At 70.6% G+C, this 13,945-nt stretch carries 14 protein-coding genes; 6 read left to right on the forward strand and 8 right to left on the reverse strand.

Going from position 1 to position 13,945, the window contains the following annotated elements; all coding sequences use genetic code 11:
• The gene (locus ACFYQ5_RS05685) at positions 1-783 is read right to left on the reverse strand and encodes an ABC transporter ATP-binding protein (RefSeq protein ID WP_389193570.1); all 783 of its coding nucleotides are present in this window, start codon (positions 781-783) and stop codon (positions 1-3) included.
• A gap of 82 nt (positions 784-865) precedes the next feature.
• Here ACFYQ5_RS05685 and ACFYQ5_RS05690 point away from each other — a divergent pair, with 82 nt between their 5' ends.
• The 4 genes from ACFYQ5_RS05690 (at position 866) to ACFYQ5_RS05705 (ending at position 5,729) form a co-directional block, all read left to right on the forward strand.
• Complete coding sequence (locus tag ACFYQ5_RS05690) at positions 866-1,507, forward strand: TetR/AcrR family transcriptional regulator (protein ID WP_389193573.1); 642 nt, start codon at positions 866-868, stop codon at positions 1,505-1,507.
• Positions 1,508-1,634: 127 nt separating this feature from the next.
• Entirely contained in the window at positions 1,635-2,483 is an 849-nt protein-coding gene (locus ACFYQ5_RS05695; RefSeq protein WP_389193576.1) for a 3-hydroxyacyl-CoA dehydrogenase family protein, read from the forward strand.
• Positions 2,484-2,729: 246 nt separating this feature from the next.
• Positions 2,730-3,053 carry an STAS domain-containing protein gene (locus ACFYQ5_RS05700; protein ID WP_073745281.1) on the forward strand — a complete coding sequence of 108 codons (324 nt, stop codon included), beginning with the start codon at positions 2,730-2,732 and terminating at the stop codon, positions 3,051-3,053.
• A 210-nt stretch (positions 3,054-3,263) separates the two neighbouring features.
• Positions 3,264-5,729, forward strand: a complete 2,466-nt coding sequence (locus tag ACFYQ5_RS05705) for an ATP-binding protein (RefSeq protein WP_389193579.1) — start codon at positions 3,264-3,266, stop codon at positions 5,727-5,729.
• Between the two features lie 67 nt (positions 5,730-5,796).
• On the opposite strand, the gene nucS is transcribed toward ACFYQ5_RS05705, so the two are convergent.
• Positions 5,797-6,468, reverse strand: a complete 672-nt coding sequence (nucS, locus tag ACFYQ5_RS05710) for an endonuclease NucS (protein WP_389193581.1) — start codon at positions 6,466-6,468, stop codon at positions 5,797-5,799.
• A 259-nt stretch (positions 6,469-6,727) separates the two neighbouring features.
• Between nucS and ACFYQ5_RS05715 the strand changes: the two genes are divergently transcribed.
• A complete protein-coding gene (locus ACFYQ5_RS05715) occupies positions 6,728-7,120 on the forward strand; it encodes an SCO5389 family protein (RefSeq protein WP_389193584.1) in 393 nt (130 codons plus the stop codon).
• A gap of 106 nt (positions 7,121-7,226) precedes the next feature.
• Here the strand turns inward: ACFYQ5_RS05715 and ACFYQ5_RS05720 are convergent, their stop codons facing one another.
• On the reverse strand, positions 7,227-8,258 hold the full coding sequence (locus ACFYQ5_RS05720; RefSeq protein ID WP_389193587.1) for an LLM class flavin-dependent oxidoreductase: 1,032 nt from the start codon (positions 8,256-8,258) through the stop codon (positions 7,227-7,229).
• Positions 8,259-8,473: 215 nt separating this feature from the next.
• Here ACFYQ5_RS05720 and ACFYQ5_RS05725 point away from each other — a divergent pair, with 215 nt between their 5' ends.
• Complete coding sequence (locus tag ACFYQ5_RS05725) at positions 8,474-8,803, forward strand: ATP/GTP-binding protein (protein ID WP_389193590.1); 330 nt, start codon at positions 8,474-8,476, stop codon at positions 8,801-8,803.
• Between the two features lie 10 nt (positions 8,804-8,813).
• On the opposite strand, the gene ACFYQ5_RS05730 is transcribed toward ACFYQ5_RS05725, so the two are convergent.
• The 5 genes from ACFYQ5_RS05730 to ACFYQ5_RS05750 all read right to left on the reverse strand — a co-directional run bounded on the left by ACFYQ5_RS05730 (position 8,814) and on the right by ACFYQ5_RS05750 (position 13,797).
• Positions 8,814-9,680: an ABC transporter permease subunit gene (locus tag ACFYQ5_RS05730; RefSeq protein WP_389193592.1), complete on the reverse strand. Its 867-nt coding sequence runs from the start codon at positions 9,678-9,680 to the stop codon at positions 8,814-8,816.
• On the reverse strand, positions 9,677-10,786 hold the full coding sequence (locus ACFYQ5_RS05735; protein WP_389193595.1) for an ATP-binding cassette domain-containing protein: 1,110 nt from the start codon (positions 10,784-10,786) through the stop codon (positions 9,677-9,679). The genes ACFYQ5_RS05730 and ACFYQ5_RS05735 overlap by 4 nt, the downstream gene beginning before the upstream one ends.
• A gap of 138 nt (positions 10,787-10,924) precedes the next feature.
• A complete protein-coding gene (locus ACFYQ5_RS05740; RefSeq protein ID WP_389193597.1) occupies positions 10,925-11,704 on the reverse strand; it encodes an ABC transporter permease subunit in 780 nt (259 codons plus the stop codon).
• Positions 11,705-11,709: 5 nt separating this feature from the next.
• Complete coding sequence (locus ACFYQ5_RS05745; protein ID WP_389193599.1) at positions 11,710-12,720, reverse strand: ABC transporter ATP-binding protein; 1,011 nt, start codon at positions 12,718-12,720, stop codon at positions 11,710-11,712.
• A 138-nt stretch (positions 12,721-12,858) separates the two neighbouring features.
• A complete protein-coding gene (locus tag ACFYQ5_RS05750) occupies positions 12,859-13,797 on the reverse strand; it encodes a cellulose-binding protein (RefSeq protein WP_389193602.1) in 939 nt (312 codons plus the stop codon).
• Positions 13,798-13,945: the final 148 nt, after the last annotated feature.

The following is a 13,945-nucleotide window of genomic DNA, read 5'->3' on the forward strand; positions in this document are numbered from 1 at the left end:
CTATACGGCGACGGGGGTGGCCTCGGCGGCAGCCGGGGTCCGCCCGGTGATCGCGAGGAAGGTGTCGTGGAGCGAGGCGTCGGGCGAGCCGGCGTGCTCGGTCTTGAGTGCGGCCGGAGCGCCCTCGGCGACGACCAGGCCGCCGTCGACGACGACCAGCCGGTCCGCGAGGGCGTCGGCCTCGTCGAGGTAGTGGGTGGTGAGCACGACCGTCGTGCCGAACTCGTCCCGCAGCCCCCGGACCAGCTCCCACAGGTCCTCCCGGCTCCCCGGATCGAGGCCGGTGGTCGGCTCGTCGAGGAAGAGCACGGCGGGGCGGTGGGTGAGGCCCATGGCGATGTCGAGGCGCCGGCGCTGGCCGCCGGAGAGCGCGGCCGTCCTGCGGTCGAGCAGGTCACCGAGTCCGAGTCGCGCGGCCAGTTCCGCCGTACGCGCGATCGCGTCGGCTCTGCTCAGCCGGTACAGCCTCCCCTGGGTGACCAGTTCCTCCCGCACGGTGACGTGCGGGTCGACCCCGCCGGACTGGGCGACGTAACCGCACTTCTCGCGGACCCCCGCCGGGTCCCCGGCCAGGTCGCAGCCGGCGACGGTGGCCGCGCCGCCGGTGGGGGCGAGCAGGGTGGTCAGCATCCGCAGCGTGGTGGTCTTGCCCGCGCCGTTGGGCCCGAGCAGGCCGACGATCTCGCCGGGCATCACGGTCAGATCGACCGAGCGCACGGCGTGGACCGGTCCCGCCTTGGTCGTGAAGGTCCGGGCGAGCCCGGACGCGCTGATGATGGGCATAGTGACCACGAAAACAGAGTGACTTAAAAAATGCAATGCCTCCAAAATTTCAGAGACACCAGGAGATCCGTAGGATGGGCCCATGGCTGAGGGACTGAGGGAGCGGAAGAAGCGTCAGACGAGGCAGCACCTCTCGGACGTGGCGACCTGGCTCTTCGTGGAGCGCGGCTTCGACGCGGTCACGATCGCCGAGATCGCCGAGGCCGCCGAGGTCTCGGTGAACACCGTGTACAACTACTTCCCGGCCAAGGAGGACCTCTTCCTGGACCGCAGCCGCGGCGTCGTCGACCGGCTGTCGCGCTACGTCCGTGGCCGCGGCAAGGGGGAGTCCGCCGCCGACGCCGTCCTGCGTGAACTGCGGATCCAGGTCGAGGGCGTCTCGCCGACGGTCGGCCTCATGGACGGGTACGCGAGCTTCATGCGGGTCATCGAGGGCGCCGACAGCCTCAAGGCCCGCCTCTGGCACATCGGGCAGGAAGTCCAGCTCCACCTCGAGGCGACCATGCGGGAGGAGTCCGGCGCGGATGCCGGCGACCCGGCTCCGGACCTGGTGGCCGGTCAGCTCTGCTGGGTGCACAGCACCCTCATGGCGTACATCGGCGGCCAGATGGTCGCGGGCCGCGAACCGGACGAGGTCTCGCGGGACGCGCTCGTCCTGATGGACGAGATGGAGGACCTCCTCGGTGAGAAGGTACTCAACTACGCGCGACGCGCCGCCGCGTGACGCCGGCCGGTGTGATGTCCGTCATGTGAGACGTGACGCGCATCTCTTCAGGGCCTCACGGCCCCTCACGGGTACTAACCTCCGCCGGAGAGCATGCGAACAACTGACAAGCATTGGGGTGCGAAACGTGGCCAGGAAGCTCGCCGTCATCGGCGCCGGACTCATGGGGTCCGGTATCGCGCAGGTCTCCGCCCAGGCGGGCTGGGACGTCGTCCTGCGTGATGTCACCGACGAGGCCCTGGCCCGGGGGCGCGGCGGCATCGAGGCGAGTTTCGGCAAGTTCGTGGCCAAGGGCAGGGTGGAGGCCGCCGACGCCGAGGCCGCGCTCGCCAGGATCACCACGACCACCGACCTCGACGCCGTGGCCGACGCCGACGTCGTCGTCGAGGCCGTCTTCGAGAAGCTCGAGGTCAAGCACGAGATCTTCCGTACGCTCGACAAGGTCGTACGGGAGGACGCCGTCCTCGCCTCCAACACCTCCGCCATCCCGATCACCAAGATCGCGGCGGTGACGGAGCGCCCGGAGCGGGTCGTCGGTGTGCACTTCTTCTCGCCGGTCCCGATGATGCAGCTCTGCGAGCTGGTGCGCGGCTACAAGACCAGCGACGAAACGCTCGCCACCGCACGTGAGTTCGCCGAGTCGGTGGGCAAGACCTGCATCGTCGTCAACCGCGACGTCGCGGGTTTCGTCACCACCCGGCTGATCTCGGCGCTCGTCGTCGAGGCGGCCAAGCTGTACGAGTCGGGCGTCGCCTCGGCCGAGGACATCGACACCGCGTGCAAGCTGGGCTTCGGCCACGCCATGGGCCCGCTCGCCACGGCCGACATGACCGGCGTCGACATCCTTCTGCACGCCACGGGCAACATCTACACCGAGTCCCAGGACGAGAAGTTCGCCGCTCCGGAGCTGATGCGCCGGATGGTCGACGCAGGTGACATCGGCCGCAAGAGCGGGCAGGGCTTCTACACCTACTGATCATGACCGGGCCCCGGGCTGTCTGATGCGCCGTCAATCAGACCCGGGGGCCCGGGATCCGACGCCCATTCGGCGCACGGGTCCAGTGGATACCGCCGTACCCGGTTCACCCCTCAGGGTGAATTCGGTATCGGTTCGCTCACGGACGGCAACTTCCCTGTCGCTGCGGCAGTCAGCTGTGGCAGAGGCAGAAAGAGAAAAACCAGACAGACCGACCTAGCTGCGGAGCACTGACAGGGAGCGCATATGCACATCAGGGGCGACCACGCCGAGCTGGTCGTCGGGGGCCGCCTCGACGTCCGAAGCGCGGCGGACGCCCGTACGGTTCTGCACTCGGCCGTCGACGACGGAGCCGGCGACCTCGTGCTGAACCTGACCGAGCTGGACTCGTGGGACGCCACCGGACTCGGCGTCATCATGGGCGCGCACCGCAGAGCCGGCCGCGCCGGCCGGCGGCTGGTCCTGCGCGGCGTGCCGCCGCAGATGCAGCGCCTGCTGGTGGCGACGAGACTGCACAGGATCCTGGCCATCGAGGGCGGGATCGCCGCGGACTCCCTGCCACGCGTCTGAGAGCGTCCGCGATTCACGCACAATCCTCACGAGAATGTGATGTCGGGGCGGCGCGTCCCCCCGCCGGTTCGTGGATACTGTGCGAAGGTTTAGGGTTCGGCCGTCTGCTGATCGACGAGGACCCACTGGCGGACACCGGACCGGGAACGACAGCGGGCGTGCGAGGCCGGAGGGTGCAACCGCGCGCTGCGCGTCTGGGGGACTTTGACGATGGACCCGACCAATCGGGGACCGGAAGAGTACGGCCACGGCCACGACCGTTCCGGTGACGACGGCGGGCGGAGACGACAGTCCCGCGACCCGCTGACGCCCGACTTCGGGCATCAGACACCACAGCAGGCCCGCATGGTGCAGCTGATAGCGGGCGACTTCCTGCTCACCGTCAATCCGGTCGACGGCAGCGAGATCGAGCCCTGCCGGCCGGGGGAGCGGCCCGAGGCGCCCGTACGGAACACCGCCGCCCAGCGGGTGGAGCGCGAGCGCGCCGCCACGCCGCCCGTCCCTCCGGGGCCGCCCGCTCCGCAGATGCCTCTCCTGGAACGCCAGGAGGAGCGTGAGCGACTGGTGGGGCTGCTCGCCCGGGGGCGTTCGGTGTGTCTCACCGGACCGGCCGGGGCCGGACGCACGGCCCTCCTGGACGCCGTCGCCGGCGACTGCGCGGACCTGGCGCCGGACGGCGTCGTACGGCTCTCCGGATACAAGCGGACCGCAACCGAGCTGCTGTACGGGCTGTTCGAGGCCGTCTACAGCGCTCCGCTGCACCGTCCCGACCGCGAAGGGGTGCTGGCGCTCGTCCACGGCATCGGCGCCGTCGTCGTCGTCGACGACCTGGAGCTCGGCGGCGCCGCGCTCCAGGAACTGCTCGACGCCACCCCCGAGTGCGCGTTCCTCTTCGCCACGACCCCGGAGGTGTCCGCGCCCGCCGCCGACGCGAACCTCGAAGAGGTCTTCCTCACGGGTCTCGGCCGCAGTGCCTCGATCGAGCTCATGGAACACGTCGTGGAGCGCGCGCTCACCGACGAGGAGGCGAACTGGGCGGGAGATCTCTGGTTCGAGTCCGAAGGTCTGCCACTGCGCTTCGTCCAGGCCGGCGCCCTGCTGCGCCAGCGCGACGACCTGCGCACGGGCCAGGAGGTGTTCGACGGTGGCGACGACCCGGCCGACGCGCCGCCCTTCGGCCGGACCCAGTCGGCCGAACTCCCGCTGCCCAGTCTCGGTCAGGGTGCGGCGCCCGCCGCCCTGCTCGCGTCCCGGCTGACCGAGGCGGCCCGCGAGACCCTGCGCTTCGCGGTCGCGCTCGGCGGTGAGGTGCCGCACCAGGCGCATCTGCCCGCCCTCGTGGGGGACACCCACGCCGACGCCGCACTGGGCGAGCTGGCTCTCACCGGCATGCTCTCCCCGGCCGGTCCCCGCTACCGCCTGGCCGCCGGAGTGCTGACCCAGCTGGAGGCGAGCGGGTACGGCGAGAGCGCGGACGCGCACGCCCGCAGCGCCGCCCAGCACTACGCCTGGTGGGCGGGGCACCCCTCCGTCACCCCGGAACGCGCGGTCGCCGAGGCGGACGCGGTCCTCGCCTCGATGACCCGCCTCGTCCCCGCCGAGGCACCCGGACAGGCCAGCGTGGCCGTTCTGCTGGCCCGCAGCGCCGCTCCCGCCTTCGCGGCGGGGATGCAGTGGGGCGCCTGGGAGAAGGCCCTCAGGGTCGGCCAGGAGGCCGCACGGATCGCCGGCGAGGTGGCGGAAGAGGCGTACTTCCACCATGAGTTGGGCGTCCTGGCGCTCTGCACCGGTCATCTGGACCGGGCCAGGGCCGAACTTGAGGCGTCCATCGGCATGCGCGGGGCGCTCGCCGACAAGCCCGGCGCGGTGGCCGGCCGCCGGGCTCTCGCCCTCGTCGCGGACCGCTCCGGCGATCCGGTGCTCAGTACCCCGGCGGGCGAGGAGGTACCGGCCCCGCGGCACGACGAGTCGGCCTCACCCCCCGGCGGCATCCCGGCGGCCACACCCCTGTTCCCCCGGCAGACGGCCGAGACGTCCGCGACCCTGCTCACCCGGCAGAGCCCGCCGCCCCCCGGCGGGCCCATGGGGGTGCTCCGGGGCGCCCGGCGCAATCTCGTCGCGGTGGGCGCGGGCGCGCTGCTGGCGGCCGTCCTCGGCACGGTGGTGACTCTGGGCGCCACCTCGGGAGGGGAGGACCCGGAGGAGGGGCAGACCGTCACCACCGAACAGTCGGCGAACGAGGACGACAGCGAGAACGGCCTCCCCGCCGACGAGCCGACCGACGACCCGGCCACCGACGAGGGCACGGCCGGTGACGGCTCCCCCGCCCCCGCCCCGTCAGGCACCGCCTCCCCGTCCACGAGCGGCACCCCGTCCCCGGGCACCTCGAGCCCCGGCGCGAGCCCGGGAACGGGCACCCCGTCGAGCAACAGCCCCAGTAGCGACGACCCGCCGACGCAGGGCAGCCCCTCGCCGACGAAGAAGCCGACGAAGCCGCCGACCACCGAGCCCACCGAGTCCGAGTCCCCGACCGAGACCCCGACCGACCCGCCCACCACGGAGACCCCGACGGAGACCCCGACGGAGCCGGAAACCTCCGACTCGGCGAGCGGCCCGGCCGAGACGGTCACCGCTACGGCGACGGAGAACGGTCCCGCCTCGCCGACCGTGGCCTGAACGCGAAATCGCCGTACGGCCCCGGAAACCGGGCCCGTACGGCGATCGGGGGGCGACAGCCCCCGGGTCAGAACAGCCGCAGCTTGTCATCCTCGATGCCGCGCATCGCGTCGTAGTCGAGGACCAGGCACCCGATCCCACGGTCCGTCGCCAGCACCCGGGCCTGCGGCTTGATCTCCTGGGCCGCGAACACGCCCCGCACCGGAGCCAGATGCGGATCACGGTTGAGCAGTTCCAGATAGCGGGTCAGCTGCTCCACGCCGTCGATGTCACCCCGCCGCTTCAGCTCCACGGCCACCGTCGCGCCGTCCGCGTCCCGGCACAGGATGTCGACCGGACCGATCGCGGTCGGGTACTCACGGCGGATCAGGGTGTAGCCCTCGCCGATCGTCTCGATGCGGTCGGCCAGCAGCTCCTGGAGGTGCGCCTCCACGCCGTCCTTGATGAGCCCCGGGTCGACGCCCAGCTCATGGGACGAGTCGTGAAGGATTTCCTCCATGGTGATGATCAGTTTCTCGCCCGCTTTGTTCACCACGGTCCAGACGCCCTCGTCCTTGTCGGCGCCCTCCTTCAGGGTGCACGGCGGGGACATCCAGTTGAGAGGTTTGTACGCCCGGTCGTCGGCGTGGATCGAGACGCTGCCGTCCGCCTTCACCAGGATCAGACGGGGGGCGGAGGGCAGGTGGGCGGTGAGCCGGCCCGCGTAGTCGACGGAGCAACGGGCGATGACGAGACGCATGGTCGGCAACGCTACTCGACGACCACGGGTCCACGCGATTCCCGGACCCGGCAGCGGTACGCCCCTTGACGGACACCGATCTGGCTTGCCCCTCTTTGCGACCGTTCGTTATTGGCCGGTTGTGTTCCCAATCTCCTGGTGCGGCCCGGACTGCGCGCTTACCGTGGAAGCAGGAGGTCGCCGTCTGTGTACGCAGCGTCGCCATCCTGCCTTGCCCGTAAGGCCCCGGCCACCTGTCGGGGTCGCGAGAGGAGAACCCATGTCGCTCGACGTCTCACCGGCGCTGTTGGAACAGGCCGAGCGAGGCGAGGTCGACGAAGCCGACTTCGTCGACTGCGTCCGGACCTCCCTGCCCTACGCATGGGAGATGATCAGCTCTCTGGTGGCCCAGCTGAAGGTGGACGGCGGAGAGTTCGCCGACAACCAGACGCCCCCGCCGGACGAGCAGGCACGTGGTCAGCTGCTGCGCGCGCTCGCGAGTGATGCGATACGCGGCGCGCTGCAGCGGCACTTCGGAGTGCGCCTGGCATTCCAGAACTGCCACCGCGTCGCGGTGTTCCCGCTGGACGCCTCGGTCGACGAGCGACTGTCCCGATTCACCTCGGTGAGAGGGCAGTTGCTCAACCAGTCGCCAGGACTACGGGACTGCTGAACGCTTCTGCTGCCGCTTCGGGCCGCGGGAGGTGCAACTGGCTCCGGGGCGGCAGCACCCGTACCACCAGGACACCAGGATCAGCCGGACCACCAGCGTGAACGGATCACTCCAGCAACGGCAGCACTTCCATGCCCAGCCGCTGCACATTCGTCTCCGTCGCCGCGAGATCACCCGACCCCTCCACCATCAGGGCGAAGCGGGTGATGCCCGTCCGCTCCGCCGTGGCCGCCAGCCGGTCGGCGGCGAAACGGGGCGGGCCCACCGGATGCAGGCCGCAGAGGAACTCCGTGTACGCCACCGGGTCGCGCATCACCCGGTGCCGGTCGTCGACCGTCACATGGGCGTCGAGCCCCTGACGCAGCCAGCCCGGCATCGCCTTCACGAGCGTCTCCACGGCGTCGGCGGGACTGTCGGCGATCTGGGCCACCCCTGCGGACACATGTGCTACTCGCTGCACGACCTCCGCCGGCTGACCGGCTTCCCGGGCGGCCGATCGCCACAGGGCTGCCATGTCGGCCTTCACCTCGTCGCCGCAATGCATGCCGAGGAGCATCGGCAAACCCTTTTCAGCGGCGAGTTTCACGCTTTTCGGCGACGTACAGGCGACGATCACCTCGGGGCCCGGCGGACCGTCGCCGAGGAGCTCGTCCGCCCGGGGCACCACGGCCACCTCACGGAAGCGGTGACGCTCTCCGCTCCCTGCCACCCGGGGTTCGTCCAGCCAGGCGAGCAGCAGCTCCAGCGCCTCGGGGAAGCCCTTCTCGTACGCCTCGAGCCCGCCTCCGAACACCTCCAGGTCGACCCACGGACCACCGCGCCCCACGCCCAGGGAGAAGCGCCCTCCGCTGGTCAGATGCAGCAGCGCGGCCTGCTCGCCGAGTATGACCGGGTGCTGGTTGGGCAGCACGCTCACCGCCGTACCCACACGGATCCTGCGGGTGCGGCCGAGCAGCAGGGCGGCCAGCGTCGTGGCGGACGGGCACACCCCGTACGGCACGAAGTGGTGTTCTGCCAGCCAGACGGAGTCGAGCCCCGACTCCTCCGCGACCTCCGCGGACCGGACGGCCCGGTGCAGAGCCTCGCCCTGCCCCTGGCCCGGGAACTGGGCTGCCAGTACGAATGTTCCTACGCGCATCGCCTGTTGCCTCCTTACGGCCGACGCGGCTGTCCCCCACTGGCAACAACGTCTGACACGTGCCAAAGGCACGGTCCAGGGCGAAGTTGTTGCGATTTTCCGGTTACCCACTCGCCCCGCCGCTGCTCACGGGCCACTCCCGACACCGGCCTGCAGCCGATGCCTCTAGGCTGGTCGGAACAATCTGCCCGAACCGCCGCCCCGTGAGGTGTCCCGTGTCCCCGCGCCGTAACCGCCCCCGAGGCGGCGAGAGTCCTACCGGCAACGCGCGAGAGGCGGGGGAGCGGTACGGCGGGGGCGGTGACACGGAGAGCTGGCAGGGCGAGGAGTGGTCGGTGCGCCCGGTGAGCGGCGCGAGCGCGGCGGGCAAGCGCTACCGCTGCCCCGGCTGCGACCAGGAGATCCCGTCCGGGGTCCCGCACCTCGTCGCCTGGCCCGAATTCGGCGGGATCGACGACCGCAGGCACTGGCACAAGTCCTGCTGGAACGCGAAGGACCGCCGCACCACACGGGTGCAGCGGTCCAGGAACGCTCCGCGCTACTGAGCGGCCCGGGTCAGACGTCCCGGCGGTCGAGCGCAGCGAGGGCGCCGGCCATGGCCACCGCGGTCACGCCGACGATGATGAACACCGGATCCCAGCCGCTCGGCCCCGTCGAGGTCATCGACGAGTCGTACAGCGTGCTGAGCTGGTTGGGGATCGAGTACTCCAGGAGCGCCTGCTGCACACGGGCCAGCGACGGCGAGAACATGAACATGGCCAGCACGAGCGGGAGCAGCACCACCGCGATCATGATCGTGATGGCACCCGCCGAGTGGCGGATGATCGTACCGAGCGCGAGGGCGAGCAGCCCGAGCGTGGCGACGTAGACGCCGACCCCGACCGTGGAGCGCACCCACAGGCCGGTGCCGGGTGTGGCGCCGTCCAGTACGGCCGTCTGCAGGACGCCGACGATCCCGGTGGTCACCGTGGTGATCGTGAAGGCCAGCAGGAAGAAGACCACCGACTTCGCGGTCAGCATCCGCGCCCGGCTCGGGCACGCGGTCAGCGTCGTACGGATCATTCCGGTGCCGTACTCGGACGCGATGGTCAGCACGCCGAGCGTGATCACGCAGATCGATCCGAGCAGTACGCCGAAGAACCCCAGGCTGAGCACGGGGGCGTCGCCCGCCGGGGCTTCCGACATGTTCACCACGAGCGCGGTGAGCAGCCCGATGCCGACCAGCAGCACGATCATCACGCCGAGCGTCCACACCGTGGAGCGCACGGAGCGGATCTTCGTCCACTCGGAGGCGATCGCGTCACCGAGGCCGGGAGTGCGCACGGGGATCGGCGAGGCGTACGGGCCGGGAGGGGCGCCCCAGCCCTGCTGCGGCTGCGGGGGCGGCTGTGCTTGCGGGTGGTGCGGCGCCGGCATCGTCATCGGGAGTCCTCGGTGGTCTTGTGCCCGGTCCCGTCCGCGGGGACGGGTGCCGGTGTGTCGGCGTACGGGTCCTGTCCCGGGGGCGGCGGTGCGTACCAGCCCTGCTGGGGGACCTCCGGCGCGCTCGGGGGCGCGTCTGCGGGCTGTCCGTAGCCGGGTGGCGGCAGCTGGAGCCCTTCCTTGGCGTCCGCCGTCGAGCGGTAGTCCACGGCGCCCTGCGTCATCCGCATGTACGCCTCCTCCAGCGACGCCTGGTGCGGCGAGAGTTCCCACAGCCGGACGTCGGACGCATGGGCCAGATCACTGATCCGGGGGAGCGGCAGCCCGGTGACGCGCAGCGCCCCGTCCGGCTCCGTCATGACCCCGCCGCCCGCCTCCGCCAGGGAGGCCGTCAGCTTCTCCCGCTCCTCCGGCCGGTCGTCGGGGACCCGCACCCGGGCGAAGTCCGCGGAGTTGGCGGAGATGAAGTCCTTGATGCTCATGTCGGAGAGCAGCTGCCCGCGGCCGATCACGATCAGGTGGTCGGCGGTGAGCGCCATCTCACTCATCAAGTGGCTGGAGACGAAGACGGTGCGGCCCTCGGAGGCCAGCTGCTTCATCAGGTTGCGGACCCAGAGGATCCCCTCGGGGTCGAGCCCGTTGACCGGCTCGTCGAAGAGCAGCACCTGCGGGTCACCGAGCAGCGCCGCCGCGATCCCGAGCCGCTGGCCCATACCGAGGGAGAAGCCCTTGGACCGCTTCTTCGCGACGTCCTGCAGTCCGACGACGCCGAGGACCTCGTCCACCCGGGCCGCCGGGATGCCCGCCAGCTGGGCCAGGCACAGCAGGTGGTTACGGGCGCTGCGCCCGCCGTGCACGGCCTTGGCGTCGAGCAGCGCCCCCACCTGGCGCGGGGCGTTGGGAAGGCTGCGGAAGGCGTGGCCGCCGATCGTCACATGCCCGGACGTCGGCCGGTCCAGACCGAGCATCATGCGCATGGTGGTGGACTTGCCCGATCCGTTGGGACCGAGGAACCCCGTGACGGCACCGGGCCGCACCTGGAAGGAAAGGTTGTGCACGGCCGTCTTCGCGCCGTAGCGCTTGGTCAGGCCGACTGCCTCGATCATTCTCCAGCCCCATCGACTTATCTGTCGTCGGGGCCCAGGCCGCTCCGGCCGCACACCCCCGTAAGAGTTAGGAGGATAACCAGCCGTGGGTGGTTCCGGCCAAGCCGTTCCGTGGAGCGCCGGCGTTCCGCGCGCCACTCAGGCGTCCCGTTTCTTCAGTACGAGGTAGCCGCCGATCAGTGCCGCCACCACCCACAGCACCATGATTCCGAGCCCCGCCCAGGGCCCGTACGGCGCCGGGTCGCTGTTCATGGCGTCCGGGACCACCTGCATGATCTTGGAGCCGGCCTGGTCGGGGAAGTACCGGGCCACGTTCTTGGCGCCGGGCACCGCGGAGAGGATCTGCGAGACGAGGAAGAAGAACGGCATCAGGATGCCCAGCGACAGCATGGAGCTGCGCAGCATCGTGGCCACGCCCATGGAGAAGATCGCGATCAGGCCCATGTAGATGCCGCCGCCGAAGACGGCGCGCAGCACGTTCTCCGCGCCGATGTCGGTGCCGCGGTCGCCGAGCAGGGCCTGGCTGAGGAAGAAGGTCACGAAGCTGGTGGCGAGGCCGACCACCAGGGCCAGGACGCCCGCCACCGCGATCTTGCTGAAGAGGAACGACCCGCGCTGCGGCACGGCGGCCAGTGAGGTGCGGATCATGCCGGAGCTGTACTCCGTGCCCACCACGAGGACACCGAAGACGACCATCGCCAGCTGTCCCAGGACCATCCCGGAGAAGCTCACGAACGTCGGGTCGAAGGTGGCCCGTTCGGCGGCGGAGAGATCGTCGAACTGGCTGTTCAGCAGGGCGCTCAGGGCGGCGCCCATGGCGACGGTGACGACGAACGCGGAGATCAGCGTCCAGGTGGTCGACGAGACCGTACGGATCTTGGTCCACTCGGAGTTCAGGACCGCGGGTACCGATGCCATCGCCGTCACACCCCCTTCGTACGGTCGCCGGCCGTGCCGCCGCCGGTCTGCTGCTGGTTCCACCCGTCGCCCCAGTGCGGGCCCACCGGCGGCGGCTGGACACCGTCGCGTTCGGAGTGGGCGTGGTATTCGACGGAGCCTGCGGTCATCTGCATGAAGGCCTCCTCCAGGGAGGCCCGCTGGGCGCTCAGCTCGTGCAGTACGATCCCGTGCCGGCCGGCGAGCTCACCGAGCCTTTCCGGGGGCTCGCCGTCGATCTCCAGCGTGCCGTTGCCCGACTCGACCGCGACGACGCCCTCCGCGTGCAGCAGGTCGCGCAGGCGCTCCTGTTCCGGGGAGCGCATCCGCACGAAACTGCGGGAGTTCTCGCGGATGAAGTCGGCCATCGAGGTGTCGGCGAGCAGCCTGCCCTGACCGATGACGATCAGATGATCCGCGGTCAGGGCCATCTCACTCATCAGGTGCGAGGAGACGAAGATCGTCCGGCCTTCCGCCGCGAGGGCCTTCATCAGATTCCTGATCCAGTGGATCCCCTCGGGGTCCAGACCGTTGACGGGTTCGTCGAACATCAGGATCTCGGGGTCGCCGAGCAGGGCCGCCGCGATGCCCAGCCGCTGGCCCATACCGAGGGAGAAGCCCTTGGACTTCTTCCTCGCCACCGCGCTCAGGCCGACCGTGTCCAGCACGTGGGAGACCCGGCTCGCCGGGATGCGGTTGCTCTGGGCGAGGCACAGCAGGTTGTTGTACGCGGTGCGACCGCCGTGCATCGACTTGGCGTCCAGCAGCGCCCCGATGTGCTTGAGCGGCTCCTGGAGGTCGCGGTAGGGGCGGCCGTCGATCCGCACCGTGCCGCTGGTCGGGTTGTCGAGGTCGAGCATCATCCGCATGGTCGTGGACTTGCCCGCACCGTTGGGGCCGAGGAAGCCGGTCACCATCCCCGGCCTGACGCGGCATGACAGATGGTCGACGGCAACCTTGTTGCCGAAACGTTTGGTGAGGCCGTCGAGCTCGATCATGCGTTCACGCTAGAACGGCCGCGCGCCCGGCGCCACCACAAGGGCGGGACCGGGCGCACGAAGGGGTACAGCTGCCGTACGTGCCGTAGGCCTCCCGTCCGGATCGTGCAGGGCTCGATCCGGACGGAAGGACTCGGGTCAGCGGGTCTGCTGGGCGGGGACCCCGCGGGTGGCGGACTCGTCCTCCGCCGGGGAGCCCGCGGCGGCGACCGCGGCACCCGTCAGCGTCGCCAGCATCTCGCGGACGTTGGTCAGCTGGGCGTTGATCGAGTCGCGGCGGTTGGTGAGCGCCGCCAGCTCGCGCTCCGACTCGCTGCGGATCCGGTCGGCCTTGGCGTTCGCGTCCGCCACGATGTCCTCGGCCTGACGCTGGGCCGTCTCCACCGTCTGACGGGCCCGGCGCTCGGCGTCCGTACGGAGCTTCTCGGCCTCCAGGCGGAGCTGCTCGGCGCGGTGCTCGATCTCGGCGAGACGCTTCTCGGCCTTCGCCTGACGGGACGCGAGGTCGCGCTCCGACTGCTCGCGGCGCTTGGCGAGGTTCGTCTCGAAGTCCGCGGCGGCCTGGGCGGCCTTGGCGCGGGTCTCCTCGAAGAGGGCGTCCGCCTCCTCGCGCTTCTGCTGGGCGTCCTTCTGGGCGTCGGTGCGCAGCGTGCTCGCTTCGCCCTTGGCCTTCTCGACGATACGAACGCCCTCGTCCTCGGCCTTCGCCTTGCGCTCCGCGGCGAACGACTCCGCGTCGTTGCGCACCTGCTGGGCGGCCGACTCGGCCAGCTCGCGGTGCTGCTCGGCCGCGCGGCGGGCCTCCTCACGCAGGTCCTTCGCCTCTTCCTCGGCGAGGCGGAGGATCTTCTCCACGCGGGCACCGAGACCGGCGTACGACGGCTCGGCGTCGTTGACCTGGGCCTGGGCGTTCTGCGTCTCGAGGTGGAGTTCCTCGATGCGCTTTTCCAGAGAGGTGATACGGGCGAGAGCGCTGTCACGGTCGGCGACGAGTTTGGTAATGCGGTCGTCCACCTGACCGCGGTCGTATCCACGTCGCACGAGCTCGAAGCCGAAGGGGGAGGAAGGGTCGCTCATGGGGTTCCTGTCGAATGAGACCGGTGAGGTGTTAGAGGGAATCCTAGGGGTCTGGGCGGCGTGTCAACGTGAAGATGCCGCTTTGATATGGAGAATGACACCCCTTTTGAGTGGCTGACCTCCGGAGCGCTTGCGACCGGAGGGGTTG

It is taken from the genome of Streptomyces sp. NPDC005794, assembly GCF_042871445.1.
Taxonomy (GTDB): domain Bacteria; phylum Actinomycetota; class Actinomycetes; order Streptomycetales; family Streptomycetaceae; genus Streptomyces.